We start from the raw sequence: 23267 nt of genomic DNA, 5'->3' as shown, positions 1-23267 counted from the left end.
CATGGCCAGACCGAGATTGAACAGTGGTGATGCGCATTCGGAGGATCTACCCAAGCCGAAGCTGAATAAAGAAATTCTAAAGAAAGCATTAAAGATTTTTTCTTACATCAAGCCTTTCAAATGGAAATTTGTCATTGGTATGGTGTTCCTGATCCTTTCCAGCTTGAGCATGTTGACATTTCCGGCTCTTTTAGGGGCTATGATCGATGCAGCCCAAGGTAGAGAGACTTTTACATTTTTGCCAGCTAGCGTCATGTTTATTGGGAGCCTGTCCTTAATTATCCTTTCTTTTCAATCCATTATTTCATTTTTTCGGATTCGTCTTTTTGTAGAGATTGCCGAAAAGTCATTGGCCAATATTAGAAAAGACACTTATCATCGATTAATTACTCTTCCTATCGATTTCTTTGCTAACCGTCGGGTTGGCGAATTGAACAGTAGATTATCAGCTGATCTTTCCCAAATTCAAGATACCATGACGACTACCTTGGCAGAAATGCTGAGGCAGACCATAAGTCTATCTTTTGGTGTGGTATTGTTAGTATGGGTATCTCCAAAATTGGCCTTGATGAATTTATGTATTCTTCCTGTGATTATTGTTATTGCTATAATTTTTGGGAAGTTTATCCGTAAGTTATCCAAGGAATCGCAGGACAAACTAGCAGAATCCAACTCTGTTGTTCAGGAAACCCTGTTGGGGATCAGCAATGTGAAGGCCTTTGTGAATGAGTTTTTTGAGTCCAAGCGATATGCTGAAAAATTAAATCAATCTGTTGCTTTGGCGGTTAAAGGAGCTACCTACCGTGGTATTTTTGCGTCTTTTATCATATTTGCCATTTTTTGGTGCTGTGATTGTTGTAATCTGGTACGGTGCGTCTTTGGTTTCCATCAATGAAATTTCAGTAGGTGATCTTACGACATATATTTTATACTCTATGTTTGTTGCGGGTTCTATGGGAAGTTTTCCGGAACTGTATGCTAGTTTGCAACGAGCATTGGGTGCCAGCGAGCGTGTGTTGGAAATCTTAGATGAACCTAAGGAGGACATTCAGGTCAATGAAGAAGATAAAGAGATCAAAATAGCATTGCATGGTGATATTGTATTTGACCATGTAAGTTTTTCTTATCCTACCCGTCCTGACCTGACCATTTTGAAGGATATTTCCTTTCATGTGGAAGCCGGCAAGAAACTGGCGATTGTTGGGCCAAGTGGAACAGGAAAGTCAACCATTGCATCTTTGATTCTTCAGTTTTATCAACCTTCGAGCGGAGAATTGAAATATGATGGTATTCCCGCAAATGAGCTTGCACTTACAGATATCAGGAATCAGGTTGCGATTGTTCCTCAAGATGTCCTTTTATTCGGTGGAACCATCCGTGAGAACATCAGCTATGGAAATCTGAATTCCGAAGCCGAAGATATCATCACGGCTGCGAAACGTGCGAATGCGCATAATTTTATTATGGATTTTCCAGAGGGATATGATACTGTCGTTGGTGAGCGAGGCGTGAAGCTCTCGGGAGGTCAGCGACAACGGATTGCCATTGCTAGGGCTTTATTGAAAGATCCTGCTATTTTGATTTTAGATGAGGCGACTTCATCATTGGATTCGGAATCCGAACGGATGGTTCAGCAAGCATTGGTTGAACTGATGAAGAACAGAACTTCGATCATAATTGCACACCGACTGTCCACTATTCGAGACGCTGACATGATTATTGTGGTTGAAGATGGAATTATTTCAGACATGGGGTCCCATCAAGAATTAATGGAAAAAAACAGTGGTTTGTACCGTCATTTATATACTTTGCAGTCCCTCCAGGCGGTTGAAAGTTAATTTTTTGTTAATTTAGGTAGGTTTAAAACATTTTGGCTTATCCCTTGTTTATAATCAACAGAACATATTAGACTAAATAGGATAAAAAATTTTTAGAATCATGGAAAAAAATAGAAATGGATTAGTGGCATTTGCCCTACTAGGATTAGCAGTTGGAACAGCGGCATATTATTTATTAGGAACTGAAGATGGAAAGAAACAATTAGACCGTGCTAATGACGGGATCAAAAGTTTAACAAAATCTATCAAAGAACTTTCTAAAAAAGAAGCTAAGAGAGCATCAAAATTAGCTAAATCTGCTAAAGAAGATTTAGAGAACTTAAAAGATCGCGCTAAAAATGCTGGCCGTGATGCATTAGACAAAGCATCTTCAAAGGCTAACGAATGGGCTAACAGAGCATCTGACGCTGCACATAGCGCAGGTAACAAAGCTGAAGAAATAGCTGATAAAGCTAAATCAGAAATTAAAAACGCTTAATTTCTCGAGCGAGCATACCTGCTCAACAGATTGATTCGTATCTTTGCAAGACATGAATCTCCTAGAGCAAGTAAAAACATTAATATATAAGGATATTGTCCTAGAATGGCGTTCTAAATATGCCATCAACAGTATCTTACTTTATGTAGTATCCACAGTATTTGTATGTTATCAATCATTCAAGTCTGTGGATACTATCGTTTGGAACACTTTGTTCTGGATTATCTTACTCTTTGCGGCAATAAATGCCATGAGTCGAAGTTTTCTTCAGGAAACTGGTCACAGGCACCTTTATTACTATTCCATCGTCAGCCCCAAAGCTATCATTCTTGCTAAGATTATTTACAATTCGGGATTGATGATCTTGTTGTCTAGCACCGCATTTATCATTTATAATTTAATATTTAAGAGCCAGGCTGAGAACTTATTGGTTTATTGCTTGGCGATTTTATTGGGCAGCATCAGTTTTGCTACAGTTTTCACGATGGTTTCTGCTATCAGTGCGAAAGCTGGCAATAATAGTACGATCATGGCGATCTTAAGTTTTCCGGTTATTATCCCTTTGTTGATTGTATTGATCAAGCTTTCACAAAATGCTGTAAACGGCAATGCAATCGTTGATAACATGGGCGATATTGCTGTTTTATTGGCAATTAATATCATTACAGTTGCCATTTCTTTGCTGTTATTTCCTTACCTTTGGCGAGATTGATTTTTTGTTCTTATGAGAAAGAGTTGGTGGAAAATTTTAGGAGTCGTTATGGTAGGTCTTACCATTATTGGGGGGCTTCTTGGGCCGGTTCCTGTATTGGCTATATTAAATGAAACTATCCGTAATGTTTACTTCCACGTTCCGATGTGGTTTACGATGATGGTTTTATATCTCATTTCCTTAATCTATAGTATTAAATATTTGAATACGGGCAAACGTGAATATGATTTTATGGCTGTTGAGGCTGTAAATACAGGTATTATATTTTGTCTTTGTGGATTATTGACGGGTATGTTGTGGGCTAATTTCACTTGGGGAGCACCTTGGACCAACGACCCACAATTGAATGGTGCAGCGATCGCTACGTTAATGTATTTAGCCTATTTGGTATTAAGAAATGCTCTTGAGGAGGAGCAGAAACGTGCTAAAATCTCTGCGATCTATAATATTTTTTGCGTTCCCAATAATGATTGTTCTGATCTATATTTTGCCAAAAATGAATGATTCATTGCACCCTGGCAGTGGTGGTAACAATACATTTGGAGATTTGGACATGGACAACTACATGCGACCTGTTTTTTACACGGCTGTTATTGGCTGGATCTTGATAGGCTGTTGGATAGCATCATTAAGGTATCGCATTCGTATAATTGAAGATAAAATAAATAGTTTTTAAGATGAAAAATTTTCTATTAACCTTGGCAGCATTGATAATCGGGTTATCAGCCCATGCACAAAACCAAGTAGAAATGGCTGATGGACTTCGTGCTGAAGGTAAAATATATGTTGTTGTGGCAGTTATGTTGGTAATCTTTACTGTTGTTGCCATTTATCTATTTACGATTGACAAAAAGGTCAACAAACTGGAAAAAGATAAATAAGGATAGGATTCTATGCTAATAAACCAACATCGATCATTATCGGGATTAAATGTATTCCTTGTTATTTTTGTTGGTACCATATTATGTCTTGGTGCTTATTTGCATCTTCCGGAGAACTTGACTCCGGTATTATTTGAGCCTGGTTTGGGTCGCCTTTTGGGTCTAGAACCTGGAGCAAATTTCTCTCCTTCATCCAATGTATTGATTACATTGGTTTTGACATTAATTCAAGCTTTTGCGTTGAATAAGATTGTCAATCATTTCAATCTATTGGGAAAACCAAGTTTTTTAACAGCTCTGATGTTTATGACATTGGTCAGCTTGTTTATTCCATTCTTGGTGCTGTCACCGACGTTAATCTGTAATTTCATTACCATCGGGATGCTCTCAAAGCTGTTTAATATTTACAAACATGCTGATATTAAAGGGATCATGTTTGATCTAGGGTTATTAGTTGCTCTAGGCAGTCTTATTTATTTCCCATTTATCATTATGCTGTTGTTGATCTGGTCCAGCTTGGTCATTTTCAGGGCATTCTATTGGCGGGAATGGGTAACCCCTTTGTTGGGAGTTATTACGGTTTACTTTTTATTGGCGGTAGCCTATTTCTGGTTAGAAAGAATGGATGAGTTTTACCAGATTTTTCTTCCATTTACGTATGCATTTCCAACCAAATTAAACATGGACATCCATGATTATTTTGTGTTGATCCCTATTATTATTGCCATTGGTGGATTCCTATTTATTCTGAAGGACAATTTCTTTAAGAGCGTTGTTCAGATCAGAAAAAGTTTTCAGCTATTATTTATAATGCTGGTTTTGATTTTTGGTTCTTTTTATCTCAATCAAGAACGTTCGGTCAATCATTTTCTGCTTTGTGTTCCTCCGTTGTCGATTTACTTAGCATACTTTTTCACCCATGCAAAACTCAAATGGTTTTACGAAACCCTATATATAGTTATTTTGTTAACGATTATCTATTTTCAGTTTTTCTAAGATGTTGAAGAATAGGTGTTTAACCTTTTTTAACAACTAAAAAGCTTGTGATATTTAAAAAATAGATAGTTTTGTAGCAAAAATTCAGGTAATACAGCCATCAAAATAGATTTAACTTGCATGATTTATCAACGATTAGGTTTTAAGATCATAAGGAAGTTAAATCAAATTAAAATGTTAGAACAGTTGAAACTATTTTACTCTAATACGACCTTACTTATTTTAATTGGAATAAGTTCTATCCTACTTTCGAGTACGAGCGCATTTGCACAATCCTCCACATCACATTCCCCTTATTCGCAATTTGGATTAGGCCAGATGCGTGAAGATTTGTTACCTCAAACCCGATCGATGGGTGGTATTTCATCTGGAGTAAGATTTCAAGGTGGTCTTCCAATCTTAAACATTTCCAATCCTGCTTCCTATTCTGGATTCAACAGAACCATTCTAGATGCTGGGCTTTATGGAAATATGACACAATTGGAAAAGAACAATAGAGCAGATAATACAGCGGATTTTGCTTTCAGCCACTTTGCATTCGGCTTTTCACTAAATAAAAACAATGGTCCAAAATTAGGAGGTATTTCATTTGGTTTAATGCCTTATTCCGATGTGGGTTACAGCATCGCATCTAATAGAGATATTAGCAATACCCCTTATACCACTCGTTTAGTTGGTGAAGGTGGTTTGAATAAAGCTTATGTAGGATGGGGAGTTTCTCCTGTAAGAAACTTAAGTATTGGTGCCAATATTGGATTTTTATTCGGAAATCTCTATGACAAGTCATTAATCGAATTTCCATCTGGCTATGGTTATTACAATACTGCAAAAACAGATACAAGACGCGTTACAGGTATTACATATGATTATGGTGTTCAATATTTCTTACCATTAGGGAACCGTAAAAACCTGACGATCGGTTATTCGGGATCTTTGGACAACTCTGTAAACAGTAAGATTACTTCTATAGTATCTCGTACATTAACTCCTACTGGCAATGTTACTGAACAGGTTCCGATTGACACTTCATCCAATGATATTATCTCTAATGGAAAAATAAATCTTCCATTGAAGCATGCCGTTGGATTTACTTTCAGCAAAGGTGTTAACTGGATGATTGGTGCGGATTTCAAATATGCTGATTGGTCGAAGTACCAAGTGAGATTGAATGAAGAGCCATTGGGCAAAAATATCGGTGTAGCCGTTGGTGGTCAGTTTAAACCAGACCCTACGTCGATGAACTATTTAAAAGTAATTGATTATCGTTTAGGTTTTAGGTACAACAAAACTCACATGACGGTTAATCAACAACGCATAAATGATATGGCTGTAACTGTTGGATTGGGGTTGCCATTGCCTGAGACAGGATTTGGCAGGACTTTCTCTAACGTGAACATATCGGCAGAGTTTGGACAACAAGGAACCTTGAAGAGCAATCTTGTTCGTGAACGTTATATTAACATTAATTTAGGATTTACGATCAATGATGCTTGGTTCATCAGAAGAAGTTACGATTAAGAAATGCATTTTGCACCCATAAAAATATCGAGAATTTTGCCCCTAACAATTGTTTTGCTAGGGGCAATCTTGTCAATTGCCTGTGAAAATGACACCAAGGATATTGACCGTTTGGCCAATATTAAGGCGGAGGAGGCTGTTGATATCTCCAAGGACGTAACTGTTATTTATAGTGATTCTGCGAAGGTAAAGGCGGAGTTGAAAGCACCCGAGATGCGTGTTTATCATGACAGCACTGGGAACTATGAATTTAAGAAAGGAGTTTTGATCATCTTTTTTGATGAGCATGCCAAGGAGATGCAACGGGTAACCTCGGAGTATGCTTTGCAGAAGAAACTTGAGGGATTGACTGAATTCCGCAACAATGTTGTGATCACTAAGGTTGATGGGACTGTTATTAAGACGGAGGAGTTGATTTACGACGAAAACAACAAGAAGTATTACGGTAGCCAACCAATTACAGCGGAGTACAACGATGGTCGCACCTCAGCACAGGGGACCTCCTTTACTGCGAATGAAGACTTTAATGACATCCGTTTTATGAATGGTACAGCAATTCATTATCCTAGTTCGGACTCACAATTGCCTTCATTTGGGAACTAGCAGAAATTTTTTACTGTTTTTTTTATAAAAGTTGTATCTTGCGCCTTGTTTTTACGAAAAAACAATTTATTAAAAATATTAGCATAAAATTATAGAATATCGTTATGGGATTAATGACCTCTTTGCGAAACCGTGCGGGCTTAGTCATTTTCGTGATTGGTTTAGCAATTGTTGCATTTTTATTAGGTGATGCCATCAATGTTGGTACCCCATTTTGGGCGAGAAGCCAAAATGAGGTGGGAAGTGTAAATGGCGAGGCCATGGACTACCCTACATTCAATGGTCAAGTGGATCAAGCAAGCCAAATGTATCAACAACAAATGGGTGGACAGTCTTCACCTCAAATGCGTTCATTTGCAGTTCAACAAGTTTGGAATCAATTTTTAACTCAGAATCTTTTAAACCAAGAGATTGAAAAAATTGGTCTTCAAGTTGGTGGTGACGAGATGAACAGCATGGTGACAGGTAATAATCCTTCGCCTCAAATCGTTCAAGCCTTCACAAATCCTCAAACGGGTCAATTCGACAGAAATTACCTTGCAGGTGTACAACAAGAAGCAAAAACTAACCCAGAAGTAAATCAACAATGGGAAGGTTTATTGCAAAATGTGAAAAACGAGCGTTTGAACCAAAAGTATACGAACCTTATCAACAACAGTATTTATACAACTTCATTAGAGGCTGAATACGATTATAACGCTCGTAACAAACTGGCAAACTTCAAGTATGTGATGTTGGATTATGCATCAGTTAAAGATTCAGAGATCAAATTGACTGACGCAGATTATAAAGAATATTACGACAAGAACAAAAACGCATTCAAAAATCCTGAAGAGATTCGCACCATTGAGTATGTTTTATTTGATGCTAGACCAAACGCAGCAGATTCAGCATTGGTATCAGGGGATATTCAGAAGTTGAAAACTGAACTTCAGGCTTCAACCAATGATTCAAGTTTTGTAACGATCAATTCAGAGAACAAATATCCTGTAAGATATTACACCAAAGGTCAATTGAGTCCTGCATTGGATTCAGTAGTTTTCAAGACTGCACCTGGAACAGTTGTAGGACCTTTCCTTACCCAGAACGTTTACGAAATAGCTAAGGTTATTTCTGTTAAAAATAGTCCTGACTCTGTAAATGCTAGTCATATCGTAATCAATCCAGCTACTGAGGGTGGTGTTGATAAAGCTTTAGCAAAAGCAGATTCTATCAAAAACCTAATTCAAGGTGGTGCTAACTTTGCGGCATTAGCTGTAGAATTCAGTGCAGATCCAAACAGCAAAAACAATGCTGGTGAAATCGGAACGCTTACACGTGGTATGGTTCCAGAATTGGATGAGACTTTATTCGAAAGTGCTGCTGGCGATGTAAAAGTAGTTTCAACGAATTATGGCGTTCATATTGTAAAAATCAATAGAGTAATTGGAAACTCACCTATTGCAAAATTGGCGATAGTAGACAAGAGTATCCACTCTGGTAAAGAAACTACAGATGCCGCTTATTCTAAAGCAAATCAATTCTATACAGCAGTTAACAAAGACAATTTCAATGATATCGCTAAGCAACAAAATGTAGAGGTTCTTAAAAATGACCGTACAGTTGCTATGGACAATATGATTGGTGGTGTTGAAGTTCCAAGAGAGTTATTACGTTGGGCTTTTGAAGCAGAAAAAGGAGAAGTAAGCGATAAGATCTATGAAACTAACGATAACTTTATTGTTGCTCGTGTAACAGGAGTTCAACCAAAAGGTATCCAACCATTAGAATCTGTTAAGACATTAATTGAGCCGGTGGTTAAGAATATGGTTAAGGCGCGTATGTTGAAGGAGAAAATGAACAATGCATTATCTGGTGCGGGATCTATAGATCAAGTAGCACAGAAATTAGGCAAGAATGTTCAAAGTGTAGACAACGTTGTATTAGCTAACCCAGTAATTCCAGGTGTTGCAGTAGAAAATGCAGTAGTAGGTACTGTATTTGGTTTGCAACCAAACAAACCATCAAAAACGATTGAAGGAAAACAAGGTGTTTATGCAGTACAAGTAAACGGTTTTGTTAATCCAAAAGCCTTAGCTGGTGAGGAATTGACGACACAACAAAAGCAAATTACAGAAGCAAAAGCTCAGCGTTCTTGGGGTACAATTTTGAAAGCCCTACAAGACAATGCTAAGATTGTTGACAATCGCATTAAATTCTATTAACATAGAATTCACTAAATTTGTAGCTGGGTAACAATAGTTATCCAGCTTTTTTTATTTTTATAGAAATGGACATTCAAGAAAACATCATAAATAAGGTTGCACAAAGTGGATTGATCACTATTGATTTAGCCAACCATGCTCCGAAGGCACCGATTGAGATCTATGACATCAAGGATAATTTATTTCATGGCTTGATTTTAAAGGAGAAGGACTTCCGAGAATTTATTAAGACCCATGATTGGTCTCTATATAAGGATAAGCACATTGGCATTGTATGTACCGCTGATGCGATAGTCCCTACTTGGGCTTATATGTTATTATCTACTAAATTGGCTGATTATGCTTTATCTATTCATTTTGGTGATGAAGAATATGTCCGCAAGACTTTATTCGATCATGCTCTATCGACGTTGGATTACAGCCAATATCAAGATCAACGTATAGTTGTTAAAGGTTGTGGTGATATCCCAGTTCCAGAGTCTGCTTTTGTTACATTTACTACTCAGTTGAGTAAAGTTGCAAAAAGTGTGATGTATGGAGAGCCATGTTCCACTGTTCCAGTATTCAAGCGAAAATCTTAAACTTTCCTCTATAATTGCTGTCAAAACTGTATGAAAAGAATTATTTCATTTATCCTTCTGAGTATTATGCTGACTACGGTTGGCTTTGCCCAGACATTACCTTATTTAAAAGATCCGACTTTCCAACCTGGTGAGGTCCTGAAATACAAGTTAAGATATGGTTTTATCTCTGCTGCGACAGGCACTCTTTCTGTACAGAAGTCCAAATATAGTTTTGGTGTAAACGATGCTATCCATTTATCTGCTTTTGGGCAGACCTCTGGGGCCTTTTCAAAATTTTATACCGTTAAAAATCAGTATGATTCATATATTGATCAATCAAATTTTTTGCCGATTTTATATACGGAGAATATTCGCGAGAACAATTATCGCCGTGTAGAATATGCGACTTTTGATCATAAGATCAAACAGGTAAAGGGGAAGAAAGGAACTTTTAAGAGTCCTACTGCGCAAACCTTTGATTTAGTTTCTGCCTATTATTTTTCTAGGAACCTAGATTTTTCAGGTTTAAAATCTGGGGATAAATTTAAGATTACATATTTCTTAAATGATGAGGTTGCACAATTAGGCGTAGAATATATTGGTGTTGAGAAGGTAAAATCTGTGTTGGGTGAATTGGAGTGTATCAAGTTAAGTCCAGAAATTTCTCCTGGAAGAATCTTTAAAAAGAATAGTCGTTTGTATCTTTGGGTTACCAATGATGGCAATCGTATTCCTGTTAAGGCTCAGGTTGACATCTTAATTGGTTCGGTAACGATGGATTTAGTTAGTGCCGACGGCCTTAAATACCCATTAGGGAAACGAGTTAGTTATTCAAAATAAAAAATGATAGAAGTAGGAAATGTCCTTGTTCATGAGGATATCATCAACAATGACTTTGTATGTAATTTGAGTAAATGCAAGGGAATTTGTTGCATTGAGGGTGATGCTGGAGCTCCATTGACTGAGTCTGAGACCAAGGTTTTGGCTGATATCTATCCAAAGGTAAAGCCATATTTGACTGATGCTGGAATAAAGGCTATTGAGGCTCAGGGTACTTCGGTCGTTGACGCAGACGGGGACCTAACCACGACATGTGTTGACGGGAATAAAGAATGTGCCTATGTGACATGGGAAAATGGGATTACCAAGTGTGGGATTGAAAAAGCCTATGAGATGGGCGATGTTCAATGGAAGAAGCCGATTTCATGTCACCTCTATCCTATCCGAGCTACGCATTATCCTGAGTTTGATGTTTTACATTATGATCGCTGGTATATCTGTAAAGATGCATGCAGTTTTGGTCAAGAATTGAAAATTCCAGTCTATAAATTTCTGAAAGACCCCTTAATTCGTGAATATGGGGAAAAATGGTATCAAGACCTTGAAAATACCTTAGCTTCTAAAGCATAATTTTAGTATTTTTATTGCGATTCAGATTGGACTAACGGTCTTATACCCAATACATGTTAACATTAGACGAAATACAGCTGCCTATAAAAGAACATCTCAAGCGCTTTGAAAAGACATTCAAGGCTTCTATGCAGAGTTCAGCCCCCTTATTAGATCGTATTACCCGCTATATAATTAAGCAAAAAGGAAAACAGATGCGTCCTATGTTTGTTTTCTTTTCAGCTGGAGTTTCTGGAGCCATTACTGAATCTACCTACCATGGAGCATCATTAGTTGAATTATTGCATACTGCCTCTTTGGTTCATGACGATGTTGTAGACAATGCGAATGAGCGCCGTGGTTTCTTTTCCATCAATGCATTATGGAAAAACAAGGTTGCAGTTTTGGTAGGCGATTTTTTGTTATCGAAGGGTTTGCTTCTATCGGTAAAAAACAATGAGCATGACTTATTGCGATTGGCATCTGAGGCGGTTGAACAGATGAGTGAAGGTGAGCTATTGCAAATAGAAAAAGCTAGGCATTTAGATATTGAAGAATCTATCTACTACGATATTATCCGGAAAAAGACAGCTTCTTTGATAGCCTCTTGTTGTGCTATTGGAGCATCATCTGCAGGTGCAGATCAGGAAACTATTGAGAAACTGAGGTTGTTTGGTGAAAAAGTGGGGATTGCTTTTCAGATTAAAGATGATCTTTTTGATTTTGGTCTGGATGATGTAGGCAAGCCAGTAGGCAATGACATCAAAGAAAAGAAGATGACATTGCCATTGATCCATGCGTTATCTATCGTTGATAAGAGTCAGAAAAGAAAGATTATCAACCTTGTTAAAAATCATAACGAGGATTCACAAAAAGTAGCAGAGGTTATCAACTTCGTCAAAATAAATGGCGGATTGGATTATGCTACGGAGCAAATGCTGAAATATCAACAAGAAGCATTTGATATATTAGATACCATTCCTAACGGGGGAGAGTATAAAAAGGGATTAGAACAATTAGTACGTTACACTACAGAAAGAAAAAAATAAAACATGAGCCACGAAGCACTTTTTATGATCGGATTTATAATATTTATAATTCTGATGCTAGCAATAGATTTGGGTCTATTTTCTAAAAGTGACAAACCAGTATCTTTAAAAGTTGCCGCGATCATGAGTGCAATATGGGTAACTTTTGCCCTTTTATTTGCTCTCTTGCTATATTATTGGGGAAACGAACTTCATAATGTACATGATATTGCTCGGCTCAAAGAAGTCGTCGCCAAGCATTTTCATAATATTACCATTAATGAAAATGATCTTGCCGCCAGTTTACAGATTTACAACAAAAACTTAACCATTGAGTATTTGACAGGTTACGTTGTTGAATATGCGCTTTCTGTGGATAATATCTTTGTCATGGTACTTTTATTCAGCTCATTTGGTATTCCTGAGAAATACTATCACAAAGTGTTGGTTTGGGGTATCCTTGGAGCTATCATCATGCGTTGTATCTTTATCTTCGTTGGTGCAGCCCTAATTACGAAGTTTGGTTGGATTCTTTATGTATTCGGAGCATTCTTAGTGTATACAGGATTTAACATGTACATAAACCGCAACAAGGAGGAAGAAGTTGATCCTGAAAACCATCCCGTTGTTAAGTTTGCTTCCAAGCATTTTAAAGTAACCCATAAGCTTGACCAAGGAAGATTTTTCCATATTGAGAATGGTGAAAAATACATGACTCCATTATTCTTGGTATTATTAGTAATTGAGTTTACAGATTTAATTTTCGCGGTAGACTCTATTCCAGCGATATTTTCAATCACTAAAGACCCATACATTGTATTTTTCTCCAATATCTTTGCGATTTTGGGATTAAGGTCGATGTTCTTCTTATTGATCAATATTATCCACAAATTCCATTATTTGAAAGTTGGATTAGCTTTCCTATTAATTTTCATAGGATTAAAGATGTTGTTGCACAGTTATTTGAAAGACTGGGGCTTCACCACTACACACTCATTGATTGTCATTGTAGGTATTCTGGCCTTGAGTATCATCGCATCTTTGGTATTTCCGAAGAAACAGGATTTTGACAAAGCTTAATTTCAAAAAATTTTTGAGGTCTCAAGTTGAGGCCTCTTTTTTTTGTGCTAATAATTTTACACAAACCGCCTTTGTGCGAGATTATAAATTGATAAATTCGTGCACAATTAAAAAAAATAAACAAATCATATGAATTGGAGTAAATCTATTCTAATTGCTGCGGCATTCTTTGCAGCAACACAGGTTCAAGCTCAAGACAACCTAATAAACTCCCTAAAAGGCAATGCCAGCGACAACAGCAAAGAGGGATTCAAATTTACAGAAGTTATCAATTTAGGGAAGACTTCAATCAAGGACCAAGGGTCATCAGGGACTTGCTGGTCATATTCAGGAAACTCTTTTTTGGAATCAGAGATGATTCGTATGGGCAAACAGCCAGTTGAGATTTCACAGATTTATACGGCACGCAACACGTATGTTGAGAAAGCAAAGAACTTCGTACGCCTGCACGGTAAGCAAGCGCAGGGTGATGGCGGACAATTACATGATGTATTGACCATATTCAGGAAATATGGTGCTGTTCCTTATGAAGTTTATACTGGGTTACCGGAAGGTCAGACAAGGAATAATTTCAGCGAGATGAGCCCAATTTTGCAATCTATTACTGAAAGTGTAGCCGAGAGCAAGAAACCAACCAAAAATTGGCTTAAAGCATTCACCGGCGCTATGGATTCATACTTAGGTGAAGTTCCAGAATCATTCGAATACAAAGGCAAAACTTATACTCCAAGAACTTTCGCTGATCAAGTGATCGGTATCAATCCAGATGATTATGTAGGAATCTCTTCGTTTGAGGAGCATGCATACTATAAACCATTTGTGCTTTTGATTCCAGACAACTGGTCATTTGAGAGCTTCTATAATGTAAAGATCAATGATCTGACAGATATTATTGACCACGCACTAGAAAAAGGATTTACAGTAGCATGGGCAACCGACGTTTCTGAAAAAAGCTTCAGTTGGAAAAATGGAGTTGCATTTGTTCCAGAAAAACCAATTGAAAAAATGACGAAAGAAGAAATTGATGTATTGTTCAATGGTCCAAAACCAGAGGCTAAAGTCACTGCTGAACAAAGACAAGAGGCATTTGACAACTATGAGACCACTGATGACCATGGTATGCATATCGTAGGAATCGTAAAAGACCAGACTGGAAAGGAATATTATATCGTGAAAAACTCATGGGGAGTATCCAATGACTATCAAGGCTACATGTATGCTACAAAAGAGTTTGTAAGATACAAGACCATTTCTTTAATGCTTCACAAAAAGGCTTTGGATAAAAATATGCAAAAACAGCTAGGAATTTAATCTTAATTAAAAAACCTAAAAAGTCCCGAACAATATCGGGACTTTTTCATTTAAATAATTAACTTAGTATTATTAGAATACTTGGTTTATAAACACTGATTATGAAAAAACTACTTTTATTATTATTCACTATTCCCTTCTTGGCCGTTGCTCAGGAACCCGGAATAACATTTGAGCACAATACGACTTGGGCGAAGGTTAAAGAAAAAGCTAAAAAAAAGAACAAACATATTTTCGTTGATGCTTTTACGACTTGGTGTGGTCCATGTAAATGGATGGCTGCTAATATTTTTCCGCAGGAGAAAGTGGGTACCTTCTTCAATGAGAATTTTGTGAACTTGAAGATCCAGATGGATGAGACAGAAGGCGACAATGACGATGTTAAATCATGGCGCAGTGAAGCGAAGAGATTCGCTAAAGACTACCGTGTAAATGCCTATCCGACGTTCTTGATTTTCAATCCAGATGGAGAATTGGTTCACCGTATTGTTGGAGGTGCAGAAGCCGATCAATTTATTGCTATGGCAAAAGAAGGTCTAAACCCTGACACTCAATATGAGACCTTGGTTAAGAAATTCAATGCAAACCCTGGAGATAAGGCGATTGCTAAAGCAACAGCTTCTGCAGCAGTGAAAGCATATGACCGTGACTTAACAGCCAAAGCTGTGGAATCATTGATCAACAATTCTACTCCTGAAGAGCTGATGGCTGATGATATGCTTGCCATAATTACCAAAAACATTGGCAAACCAGGCTCTAAAGCATTCAATACTATTCTTGAAAACAAAGCTAAAGTAGATGAAAAACTTGGTGCAGGCAAAGCTGATGAGGTATTGGCTATTGCAGTTATCAACAATGAGGTTGCTCCTATCGTTTTAAAATCTGAAGAGGATATTTTTGATAAAACTATCGATGAGGTAAGCAAAAAATACCCGAACGTGGAACTTACTAACATTGCTGCAAGTTTCAAGACAAACTACTATGCTAGAAAGAAAAATTGGCCAGCATTTAGAGATGCAGTTCAAGCGTATATCAATCTTGACCCTTCTAAAGTTAGCCCTAGTCAATTAAACTCATTTGCATGGGCAATTTTTGAAAACTGTGATGATCCAGCATGTGTGGAATCTGCACTAGCTTGGAGTAAAAAATCATTGGAAGGCGAACAAGAACCAGCATTAATGGATACTTACGCTAATTTATTGCATAAAGTAGGTAAAACTAAAGAAGCAATCGAATGGCAAGAAAAAGCTATTGCTGCTGTTGATGAAGCTAGCAAAGCTGAATATCAAGCTACCCTTGAAAAAATGAAAAAAGGTGAACCGACTTGGTAGGGAGGGTATAGTTTGATATAGACATTAGACAATAGACATAAGACATTAGACAATTGTATGATTGATAATAAGGGCCAATAATGGCCCTTATTTTATGGAATAGAATTTAATTGTGGAAGGAAGGGGTATTTCCTGTGCCTAACATGCCATACCTAATTAAGAATTGTTATTTAATATATTTCGCCATGCCAATTCTTATGTCTTGTGTCTTATGTCTATTGTCTAAAAACAAAATGGCTCGGATTTTCATCCGAGCCATTTTGTTTTATTTCACCTCCTTATAACCAACGTTCATGTTTTGGAACATAAATGACCATTTATCGGTCTGTTCTGCAATGACCATTGCGGTTGATTTTCCGGCGCCATGGCCAGCCTTGGTATCGATTCTGATTAAGACTGGATTTGTGCCTTTATTGTATTCTTGCAATCTTGCGGCGAACTTAAATGAGTGCGCTGGTACGACACGGTCATCGTGATCCGCTGTTGTTACCATTGTTGCTGGGTAGTCAGTTCCTTGCTTCAGTGCATGGTATGGTGAGTATTTCAACAGGTAATTGAACATCTCAGCATTGTCATCGGCAGTACCATAGTCAAATGCCCATCCAGCTCCTGCCGTAAATTTATGATAACGAAGCATGTCCAAAACACCCACCGCTGGGAATGCTACTTTGAATAATTCAGGTCTTTGGGTCATGGATGCACCAACCAATAGTCCTCCGTTGGAACCACCAGAGATAGCTAACTTTTCTGAGGATGTATATTTTTCAGAAATCAGATATTCAGCGGCAGCAATGAAGTCGTCGAATACATTCTGTTTCTTGAGTTTTGTACCTGCTAAGTGCCAGTTTTCACCATATTCGCCACCTCCACGTAAGTTGGCAACAGCATAAACACCACCTTGTTCCAATAAAAGAACATTACTGATACTGAATGATGGTGTTAAAGAAATATTGAAACCACCGTAGCCATATAGCATGGTTGGATTGGTACCATCCAATTTAATTCCTTTTTTATAGGTAATGATCATAGGTACTTTGGTTCCATCTTTTGAAGTATAGAATACTTGTTTAGATTCGTATTTCGTTGGATCAAATTGTACTTCTGGTTTTCTGTAGATTTCAGATTTTCCGGATGCAATATCATATTTATATATCGTTCCAGGATTCACATAGTTTGTGAAAGAATAATACAATTCTTTATCCTCTTTCTTAGCTCCGAACCCTCCGGCAGAACCTACACCTGGCAGTTCTATATCATGCTCAAGTTTACCATTTCGGTCATATTGTTTCACAAGGGAAGTTGCGTCTTTAAGATAATTTGCGAATATCTTACCACCTCCTAAAGATGGGCTCAATACCTGTTCTGTTTCAGCTATCAGATCTTTCCAGTTTTCAGAAGTTGGAGCTGCAACATTTGTTTCAACAATACGGCCATTAGGAGCATTCAGTTCTGTATAGATCAACAATCTATCGCCATCATTATCTAAGATGTAGTTGTTTTTTTTCCATATTACCGACAACTGTCACGAACTTTGAATCAGGTTTTGAAAGGTCTTTCAAATACAGTTCATTTCCGGAAGTTGAGTTAGCTGCAGAAACGACCAAGAATCGTTCGTCTTCTGTCAATCCGGCTCCAATATATCTTCTAGGTGTTTCCGGCCCTCCAAACACTAATTCATCCGTATTCTGGGGGGTATTTAGTTTATGGAAGAAGAGTTTGTGTTGATCAGTCATTGCAGAAAGAGCAGACCCTTCTTTAGGTTTATCATAAGAACTATAATAGATACCATCATTACCACGCCATGCCATGCCGCTGAACTTAACATTTTGCAAAGTATCACCAACGATTGATTTATCTTCAGCCTTTAGGATGATGACTTTGGTCCAATCTGAACCTCCTTCAGAAATTTGATAAGCTACCAATGAACCATCTTTGCTAAAGGACACCCCTGCTAATGAAGTTGTGCCATCACTAGATAATTTATTTGGGTCAAGAAATACTTCTTCTTTTCCCTCTTCACCTTTTTTACGATATAGCACACTTTGGTTCTGCAATCCATCATTTTTATAGAAATAAATAAAATCACCTTCTTTAAATGGTGCTGATACTTTCTCATAATTCCAAAGATGTTCGAGTCTTTTTCTGATGTTTTTCACGGAAAGGGATTTGGCTAAGGTAATCTTCCGTCACTTCATTTTCTGCTTTTACCCAATCTTTGGTTTCTTGGGAAAGATCATCTTCCAACCATCTATAAGGGTCTTCTACATTAGTTCCGAAGAAATTGTCTTTTTGTTCGATTTTTTTGGTCTGTGGATACGGTTTCACACTAATATCAGCTTTTGATTCAATTACTTTTTCTTGTTGACATGCGGTAAGTCCGAATACAAGCACGCCAAGGCTTAAATATTTCATCATTATTATAATATAATTAGTCCATAACAAAACTAAGGAATTATTTTACTCTACGAAATCTACAAATCTTGTTAATAAGTAATTATAATGTTAGTTTTGACTCGCATGAATACAAGAAATAAAATATATTTTGCTTCTGATTTCCATCTTGGTTCCTACCCGATGGAAAATTCCAAGATTAGGGAACAACATATTATTTCTTGGTTGGACTTCATAAAAAAGGATGCATCTGAGCTGTATTTGGTAGGTGATATTTTCGATTTTTGGTTTGAATATAGCACTGTAGTTCCGAAAGGTTATATTCGATTCTTAGGAAAATTGGCTGAATTGGCTGATTTGGGGATAAAAATCACCTTGTTTAAGGGTAACCATGATATGTGGATGTTTGGGTATCTGAAAAATGAGCTAAATGCTGAGATTGTATCGAATGAAAAAATCTTAGATCTGAACGGAAAGTCATTCTATATCCATCATGGTGATGGTTTGGGTCCTGGTGATGCAAAGTATAAATTTCTAAAGAAAGTTTTCAGAAGTCCGGTCTGTCAATGGTTATTTGCTAGACTACATCCAAACCTGGGCATTGGGATTGCCCAACGATGGTCAAAACATAGCAGAATATCAAACAACAGTGAAGAACAGTTTTTGGGGGAAGAAAATGAATGGTTGATTGTGTATGCCAAAGAAATATTGGAGCAACAGCATTATGATTATTTTATTTTTGGTCATAGACATTATCCTTATGATATAGCTCTCAAGAACAACAGTAGGATTGTTAATCTCGGAGAATGGATTAATTTTCACACCTATGCAGTTTGGGATGGTGAAGAATTAAAGCTTGAAAAATGGAATTCAGAGAAATAGTAAATGCTGTCTACACCTTGAATGATGAACATTATTCACTTTTGGAAGGTATCTCTGAGCTTATTGAAGTTCCAAAAAAACAGACCGTTATTTATGCAGACAAAACAAGTCCTTATCTCTATTTTCAAAAAGAAGGGATTTGCAGAATATATTATAACAAGGAAGAAAGAGAAATTATCCTTGGTTTCACCTTCCCTGGTGAAGTTCTCATTTCACTAAACAGTTATATTCATCGAAAACCGGGTTATGAGACCATCCAAACATTAGAGAAGTCTCAATTATACAGGATTTCAACTCAGAAACTTCAAGAATTATATAAATCTAATAATGAAATCTGTAATTGGGGTCGCCGCTTAGCAGAGATTGAAGCATTAATGATTGAGGAGAGATTGATGTTAAGGCTTTTTAAATCTTCTTCTGAAAGTTATGAAGAGCTGTTAAAAAAGGCTCCCAACATTACCAATCGGATCAAATTGGGCTATATTGCCACTTATCTAGGGATCTCTCAAGTTACCTTAAGTCGAATTAGAGGGATAAAAAAATAATTTTTTAACATTTGTAAAAGGTTTCTGTTTAAATTAAGAGGACATTTGCCCCTCTTATTTATTTTTAACATGAATTGGATTTTATTGATTATAGGCGGTCTATTTGAAGTCGCCTTTACTTATTGTATTGGCCGTGCGAAAGATTCGACCGGCAATGAAATGTATCTTTGGTACCTTGGCTTTCTGGTTAGCGTGACTATTAGTATGGGTTTGTTGATCAAAGCCACCAGCACATTACCCTTAGGAACTGCTTATGCCGTATGGTCTGGTATTGGAGCCGTAGGAACTGTTTTAATGGGTATTTTCTTCTTTAAAGAGCCTACAGATTTCTGGCGTATCTTCTTTATTATGACTTTGATTGGTTCTATCGTGGGGTTAAAAGCAGTTTCTTCGCATTAGTACTTTAAAAGCGCATAAAAATCTTTATTTTTGTCGATTAATTATAGTGACCGAACACATTTTGGTTTATCTATATACATGCAAAAATTATGTTAGAGAAACTACAAGCAATAAAAGAGCGCTGGGAAGAAGTTGAAAGAGAGTTAAGCAATCCGGATACCATCAGCGATATGAAGCGTTTTGCAAAATTGAACAAGGAGTACAAAGACTTGAGCAAGATTGTGGAACAATACCATATTTACAAGAATATGGTTAGCAATATCGACACCAATAAGGATATTTTAATCAATGAGAAGGATCAGGAATTGAGGGAGATGGCCAAAGAGGAGTTAGATATTTTATATACTGAGAAGGAGGAGAAAGAAGAGGAGATTCGCTTAATGTTGATTCCAAAGGATCCGGAGGATGCTAAGAATGCTATTATTGAGATTCGCGGAGGTACAGGAGGTGATGAGGCTGCATTATTTGCTGGGGACTTATACCGTATGTACACTCGATTTTTCGAGACGAAAGGTTGGAGAAATGAGGTTATGGATGTCACCGAAGGAACTTCTGGCGGTTATAAAGAGGTCATCTTAAAGGTCATTGGAGAAGATGTTTACGGTCAATTAAAGTATGAATCTGGAGTTCACCGTGTTCAACGTGTTCCAGACACAGAGACTCAGGGTCGTGTTCATACATCAGCGGCTTCTGTTGCGGTTTTGCCTGAAGCGGAAGAGGTGGACGTAGAATTGAACCCAGGAGATATTGAGATGCAAACATCACGATCGGGAGGTGCTGGTGGTCAGAACGTGAACAAGGTAGAAACTAAGGTTCAGTTGACGCATAAGCCATCGGGTATTGTTGTTGTTTGTCAAGTAGAGCGTTCACAGCTTGCTAACCGTGAGTTGGCGATGGAGATGCTTCGCAACAAATTATATGAGCTTGAGGTTCAGAAAAAACACGGGGATATTGCTGCCAAGCGTAAGACTATGGTTTCGACTGGTGACCGTTCGGCAAAAATCCGTACTTACAACTACCCTCAGGGACGTGTGACTGAGCACCGTATTGGATTGACGATGTACAACCTTCCGTCTATTATGGATGGTGATATTCAGGAGATTATCGATGCATTGCAGTTTGCTGAGAATGCTGAAAAGATGAAAGAGGGCGCTGTAGAGTAAGATTTTTGAAAAATTTATTAGCAGATAAGGAAATAAACACTATATTTGCACACCTTCTAAAAAGAAGGGAAAGGGTCTGGTAGTTCAGCTGGTTAGAATACATGCCTGTCACGCATGGGGTCGCGGGTTCGAGTCCCGTCCAGACCGCTAGAAAAAGCGAAGCGTTTCTTCAAAGAGTTCTTTTTAATTTTAAGATTTTAGGTCTGGTAGTTCAGCTGGTTAGAATACATGCCTGTCACGCATGGGGTCGCGGGTTCGAGTCCCGTCCAGACCGCTAAAATTAAAATGAAGCACAGCTTCAATTTGTTCTTTATTACATATTTTTTGGTCTGGTAGTTCAGCTGGTTAGAATACATGCCTGTCACGCATGGGGTCGCGGGTTCGAGTCCCGTCCAGACCGCCAAAAAACAAAAACCTTGAAAAGATAATTTTCAAGGTTTTTTTGTTTTATCGGTTTTTAAATCGCTGCTCCTTAATTGTTATGGAGTTCATATTGCAATGCCCCGGAAGGACATCGATTTATCTGATCGACTAATTCTTGGGTGGTTGCATTTTCCGGTTTTACCCAAGGTCTAGGTCCTGGATCATACACTGCAGGCAACATATTGACACATACTGCAGAATGGATACATTTTTTTGGTCTCCACAGAACGGTAATTTGCCCGTTTGGGTGATCGTATTTAATAATTTTCTCCTCCATAATTTTCCTTTTATAATTAGCAACAAACATAGTTTAAGTTTTGTTTCTAAATAGGTTTTGGGGAAAAATCAAAAATTTTATCTTAATTTTAATCAACATTATAACCTTAATCTTATGGAAAATCCACAAACACCTCTAGAGAATGGCGGGAGCAATTCTGTGAACGATGGTAAAAACATTGCCATAATCGCCTATCTCACCATCATTGGTCTTATTATTGCCTTTGTATTGAACAACGAGAAGCGTAATGATTTTGCGACCTATCATATCCGTCAGTCATTGGGTATCTTCTTAACCTTATTTGTAGGAGGTATATTGCGCTATATCCCACTAATAGGTTGGTTGCTTTCCATTGTTGTTGTTATTTTGATGGTCGTATTATGGATTGTTGGCGTGATCAATGCTGCCAATGGAAATAAGAAGCCTGTTCCAATTTTGGGGGAATATTATAAACAGTTTATTTTCAGGATTGTAGAGTCCACGATATAAAAACTTGTTTAAGACACCCGCTGAATAGGTAGGTGTCTTTTGTTTTTAAAAAATTTTAATAGATTTCATATGGCATTGTTAATCCATAAAAAATCTCTTACGTTTGGAAACGAAATTGTAAATAAGAAAAAAAATAAAGATTCTTGGGTTACTATTTGAAAATAAGGGTATTAATAAGTGAGTAAAATAAGGCAAATATTACCAAAAACCCGCGATGACAGGGAGTTACTAGAAGGTTTACGCAGTGGGGACAACTCAGTTATATCCTACATATACAAAACTTGTTATCCATCTGTCTCGCATCTAATAACTGGAAACAATGGTTCCGAAGACGAAGCCAAAGATGTTTTTCAAGAAGCGGTTATGGTATTGTATGACAAAGTTACTCATGAGAACTTTGAATTAAGCAGCAAATTAAGTACTTTTCTTTATGCTGTGAGCAGGAGATTATGGCTGAAGCAGATCAACAAAAGAGAAAATGCAATGGGTACCTCGGACTCCGATGGTTTGGAAATTGCAGATGTTGAGAGCGATGTTCAGATTCATCTCCAAAAAGAACATGAGTTTGCCAAGATGGATTCTGCAATGAATCAATTAGGCGAACCCTGCCAAACTATCTTAAGAGATTTCTACATTCGTAATAAGTCGATGAACGAAATCTGCGCGAAATTTGGCTACACAAATACTGATAATGCAAAGACTCAGAAGTACAAATGTTTACAACGATTGAAGAAACTGTTCTTTGATCAAAAATCTGATTAGCAAT

General features: G+C 37.4%; 23 protein-coding genes, 3 tRNA genes and 2 pseudogenes. 26 read left to right on the top strand and 2 right to left on the bottom strand.

The annotated features are described in order from the left end of the window. Window position 1: 1 nt before the first annotated feature. From FGL31_RS28695 to FGL31_RS01865, 17 genes and pseudogenes are all read left to right on the top strand, one after another. On the top strand, window positions 2-895 hold the full coding sequence (locus tag FGL31_RS28695; RefSeq protein WP_317130943.1) for an ABC transporter transmembrane domain-containing protein: 894 nt from the start codon (window positions 2-4) through the stop codon (window positions 893-895). Further along, the gene (locus FGL31_RS28690) at window positions 849-1838 is read left to right on the top strand and encodes an ABC transporter ATP-binding protein (protein WP_317130942.1); all 990 of its coding nucleotides are present in this window, start codon (window positions 849-851) and stop codon (window positions 1836-1838) included. Before FGL31_RS28695 ends, FGL31_RS28690 begins: the two co-directional genes overlap by 47 nt. Window positions 1839-1938: 100 nt before the next feature. Beyond that, window positions 1939-2316 (top strand): YtxH domain-containing protein, encoded by a 378-nt coding sequence (locus FGL31_RS01935; protein WP_099372703.1) that lies wholly within the window; start codon window positions 1939-1941, stop codon window positions 2314-2316. Window positions 2317-2368: 52 nt separating this feature from the next. Further along, on the top strand, window positions 2369-3028 hold the full coding sequence (locus FGL31_RS01930) for a heme exporter protein CcmB (protein ID WP_138089544.1): 660 nt from the start codon (window positions 2369-2371) through the stop codon (window positions 3026-3028). 12 nt (window positions 3029-3040) lie between these two features. Continuing rightward, window positions 3041-3704: pseudogene (gene ccsA / locus FGL31_RS01925) on the top strand (cytochrome c biogenesis protein CcsA). 1 nt (window position 3705) lies between these two features. Then, window positions 3706-3909: a CcmD family protein gene (locus FGL31_RS01920; RefSeq protein ID WP_138089543.1), complete on the top strand. Its 204-nt coding sequence runs from the start codon at window positions 3706-3708 to the stop codon at window positions 3907-3909. A gap of 12 nt (window positions 3910-3921) precedes the next feature. After that, window positions 3922-4905 (top strand): DUF6427 family protein, encoded by a 984-nt coding sequence (locus FGL31_RS01915; protein WP_138089542.1) that lies wholly within the window; start codon window positions 3922-3924, stop codon window positions 4903-4905. Between the two features lie 174 nt (window positions 4906-5079). Next, window positions 5080-6423, top strand: a complete 1344-nt coding sequence (gene bamG / locus FGL31_RS01910; protein WP_138089541.1) for a BamG family beta-barrel-assembly machinery protein — start codon at window positions 5080-5082, stop codon at window positions 6421-6423. Between the two features lie 3 nt (window positions 6424-6426). After that, window positions 6427-7026, top strand: coding sequence for an LPS export ABC transporter periplasmic protein LptC (gene lptC, locus FGL31_RS01905; RefSeq protein WP_099372697.1), 600 nt, complete (start codon window positions 6427-6429; stop codon window positions 7024-7026). A 104-nt stretch (window positions 7027-7130) separates the two neighbouring features. Beyond that, complete coding sequence (locus FGL31_RS01900; protein ID WP_138089540.1) at window positions 7131-9230, top strand: peptidylprolyl isomerase; 2100 nt, start codon at window positions 7131-7133, stop codon at window positions 9228-9230. Window positions 9231-9295: 65 nt separating this feature from the next. After that, complete coding sequence (locus FGL31_RS01895) at window positions 9296-9811, top strand: DUF2480 family protein (protein WP_171017518.1); 516 nt, start codon at window positions 9296-9298, stop codon at window positions 9809-9811. Between the two features lie 30 nt (window positions 9812-9841). Next, window positions 9842-10633, top strand: a complete 792-nt coding sequence (locus FGL31_RS01890; RefSeq protein ID WP_138089539.1) for a DUF3108 domain-containing protein — start codon at window positions 9842-9844, stop codon at window positions 10631-10633. Between the two features lie 3 nt (window positions 10634-10636). Further along, the gene (locus tag FGL31_RS01885) at window positions 10637-11203 is read left to right on the top strand and encodes a DUF3109 family protein (RefSeq protein ID WP_099372693.1); all 567 of its coding nucleotides are present in this window, start codon (window positions 10637-10639) and stop codon (window positions 11201-11203) included. Between the two features lie 53 nt (window positions 11204-11256). Further along, window positions 11257-12231 (top strand): polyprenyl synthetase family protein, encoded by a 975-nt coding sequence (locus FGL31_RS01880; RefSeq protein WP_138089538.1) that lies wholly within the window; start codon window positions 11257-11259, stop codon window positions 12229-12231. A gap of 3 nt (window positions 12232-12234) precedes the next feature. Beyond that, on the top strand, window positions 12235-13290 hold the full coding sequence (locus tag FGL31_RS01875) for a TerC/Alx family metal homeostasis membrane protein (protein ID WP_099372691.1): 1056 nt from the start codon (window positions 12235-12237) through the stop codon (window positions 13288-13290). A 129-nt stretch (window positions 13291-13419) separates the two neighbouring features. Continuing rightward, the gene (locus FGL31_RS01870) at window positions 13420-14601 is read left to right on the top strand and encodes a C1 family peptidase (RefSeq protein ID WP_138089537.1); all 1182 of its coding nucleotides are present in this window, start codon (window positions 13420-13422) and stop codon (window positions 14599-14601) included. Window positions 14602-14702: 101 nt separating this feature from the next. Further along, window positions 14703-15932, top strand: coding sequence for a thioredoxin family protein (locus tag FGL31_RS01865; RefSeq protein ID WP_232046182.1), 1230 nt, complete (start codon window positions 14703-14705; stop codon window positions 15930-15932). Window positions 15933-16197: 265 nt separating this feature from the next. Here the strand turns inward: FGL31_RS01865 and FGL31_RS01860 are convergent. Further along, window positions 16198-18347 (bottom strand): annotated as a pseudogene (locus FGL31_RS01860) (prolyl oligopeptidase family serine peptidase). 102 nt (window positions 18348-18449) lie between these two features. Between FGL31_RS01860 and FGL31_RS01855 the strand changes: the two are divergent. The 7 genes from FGL31_RS01855 to FGL31_RS01825 all read left to right on the top strand — a co-directional run bounded on the left by FGL31_RS01855 (window position 18450) and on the right by FGL31_RS01825 (window position 21715). After that, complete coding sequence (locus FGL31_RS01855; RefSeq protein ID WP_138089536.1) at window positions 18450-19205, top strand: UDP-2,3-diacylglucosamine diphosphatase; 756 nt, start codon at window positions 18450-18452, stop codon at window positions 19203-19205. After that, window positions 19187-19750, top strand: coding sequence for a Crp/Fnr family transcriptional regulator (locus tag FGL31_RS01850; RefSeq protein ID WP_138089535.1), 564 nt, complete (start codon window positions 19187-19189; stop codon window positions 19748-19750). Before FGL31_RS01855 ends, FGL31_RS01850 begins: the two co-directional genes overlap by 19 nt. Before the next feature lie 69 nt (window positions 19751-19819). Next, window positions 19820-20149, top strand: a complete 330-nt coding sequence (locus FGL31_RS01845; RefSeq protein WP_138089534.1) for a DMT family transporter — start codon at window positions 19820-19822, stop codon at window positions 20147-20149. 89 nt (window positions 20150-20238) lie between these two features. After that, entirely contained in the window at window positions 20239-21312 is a 1074-nt protein-coding gene (gene prfA / locus FGL31_RS01840) for a peptide chain release factor 1 (protein ID WP_099372685.1), read from the top strand. A 73-nt stretch (window positions 21313-21385) separates the two neighbouring features. Next, a tRNA-Asp gene (locus tag FGL31_RS01835) sits at window positions 21386-21459 on the top strand. A 53-nt stretch (window positions 21460-21512) separates the two neighbouring features. Further along, window positions 21513-21586: transfer RNA gene (locus tag FGL31_RS01830), tRNA-Asp, on the top strand. Between the two features lie 52 nt (window positions 21587-21638). After that, window positions 21639-21715 (top strand) — tRNA-Asp (locus FGL31_RS01825). 69 nt (window positions 21716-21784) lie between these two features. Here the strand turns inward: FGL31_RS01825 and FGL31_RS01820 are convergent. Further along, on the bottom strand, window positions 21785-22012 hold the full coding sequence (locus FGL31_RS01820) for a (4Fe-4S)-binding protein (protein ID WP_138089533.1): 228 nt from the start codon (window positions 22010-22012) through the stop codon (window positions 21785-21787). Window positions 22013-22126: 114 nt separating this feature from the next. Here FGL31_RS01820 and FGL31_RS01815 point away from each other — a divergent pair, with 114 nt between their 5' ends. Together FGL31_RS01815 and FGL31_RS01810 are read left to right on the top strand one after the other, a co-directional pair. Continuing rightward, window positions 22127-22501, top strand: a complete 375-nt coding sequence (locus FGL31_RS01815) for a DUF4870 domain-containing protein (protein ID WP_138089532.1) — start codon at window positions 22127-22129, stop codon at window positions 22499-22501. 261 nt (window positions 22502-22762) lie between these two features. Next, window positions 22763-23263 carry an RNA polymerase sigma factor gene (locus FGL31_RS01810; protein WP_394366174.1) on the top strand — a complete coding sequence of 167 codons (501 nt, stop codon included), beginning with the start codon at window positions 22763-22765 and terminating at the stop codon, window positions 23261-23263. The last annotated feature ends 4 nt before the right edge of the window (window positions 23264-23267 follow it).

Source organism: Sphingobacterium daejeonense (genome assembly GCF_901472535.1).
Lineage (GTDB): Bacteria > Bacteroidota > Bacteroidia > Sphingobacteriales > Sphingobacteriaceae > Sphingobacterium > Sphingobacterium daejeonense.
The sequence above is the reverse complement of the archived record's forward strand: the minus strand, read 5'-3'. Positions and strand labels throughout refer to the sequence as shown.

Bases quoted from the DNA above. Each gene is read 5' to 3' on its own strand.
- FGL31_RS01820 (WP_138089533.1), bottom strand. From the start codon at position 22,012: ATGGAGGAGAAAATTATTAAATACGATCACCCAAACGGGCAAATTACC.
- FGL31_RS01915 (WP_138089542.1), top strand. From the start codon at position 3,922: ATGCTAATAAACCAACATCGATCATTATCGGGATTAAATGTATTCCTT.
- FGL31_RS01920 (WP_138089543.1), top strand. From the start codon at position 3,706: ATGAAAAATTTTCTATTAACCTTGGCAGCATTGATAATCGGGTTATCA.
- FGL31_RS01870 (WP_138089537.1), top strand. From the start codon at position 13,420: ATGAATTGGAGTAAATCTATTCTAATTGCTGCGGCATTCTTTGCAGCA.
- bamG (WP_138089541.1), top strand. From the start codon at position 5,080: ATGTTAGAACAGTTGAAACTATTTTACTCTAATACGACCTTACTTATT.
- FGL31_RS01890 (WP_138089539.1), top strand. From the start codon at position 9,842: ATGAAAAGAATTATTTCATTTATCCTTCTGAGTATTATGCTGACTACG.
- FGL31_RS01845 (WP_138089534.1), top strand. From the start codon at position 19,820: ATGAATTGGATTTTATTGATTATAGGCGGTCTATTTGAAGTCGCCTTT.
- FGL31_RS01900 (WP_138089540.1), top strand. From the start codon at position 7,131: ATGGGATTAATGACCTCTTTGCGAAACCGTGCGGGCTTAGTCATTTTC.
- FGL31_RS01855 (WP_138089536.1), top strand. From the start codon at position 18,450: ATGAATACAAGAAATAAAATATATTTTGCTTCTGATTTCCATCTTGGT.
- FGL31_RS01850 (WP_138089535.1), top strand. From the start codon at position 19,187: ATGGAATTCAGAGAAATAGTAAATGCTGTCTACACCTTGAATGATGAA.
- FGL31_RS01875 (WP_099372691.1), top strand. From the start codon at position 12,235: ATGAGCCACGAAGCACTTTTTATGATCGGATTTATAATATTTATAATT.
- FGL31_RS01885 (WP_099372693.1), top strand. From the start codon at position 10,637: ATGATAGAAGTAGGAAATGTCCTTGTTCATGAGGATATCATCAACAAT.
- lptC (WP_099372697.1), top strand. From the start codon at position 6,427: ATGCATTTTGCACCCATAAAAATATCGAGAATTTTGCCCCTAACAATT.
- FGL31_RS01865 (WP_232046182.1), top strand. From the start codon at position 14,703: ATGAAAAAACTACTTTTATTATTATTCACTATTCCCTTCTTGGCCGTT.
- FGL31_RS01935 (WP_099372703.1), top strand. From the start codon at position 1,939: ATGGAAAAAAATAGAAATGGATTAGTGGCATTTGCCCTACTAGGATTA.
- FGL31_RS01895 (WP_171017518.1), top strand. From the start codon at position 9,296: ATGGACATTCAAGAAAACATCATAAATAAGGTTGCACAAAGTGGATTG.
- prfA (WP_099372685.1), top strand. From the start codon at position 20,239: ATGTTAGAGAAACTACAAGCAATAAAAGAGCGCTGGGAAGAAGTTGAA.
- FGL31_RS01930 (WP_138089544.1), top strand. From the start codon at position 2,369: ATGAATCTCCTAGAGCAAGTAAAAACATTAATATATAAGGATATTGTC.
- FGL31_RS01880 (WP_138089538.1), top strand. From the start codon at position 11,257: ATGTTAACATTAGACGAAATACAGCTGCCTATAAAAGAACATCTCAAG.
- FGL31_RS28695 (WP_317130943.1), top strand. From the start codon at position 2: ATGGCCAGACCGAGATTGAACAGTGGTGATGCGCATTCGGAGGATCTA.
- FGL31_RS01815 (WP_138089532.1), top strand. From the start codon at position 22,127: ATGGAAAATCCACAAACACCTCTAGAGAATGGCGGGAGCAATTCTGTG.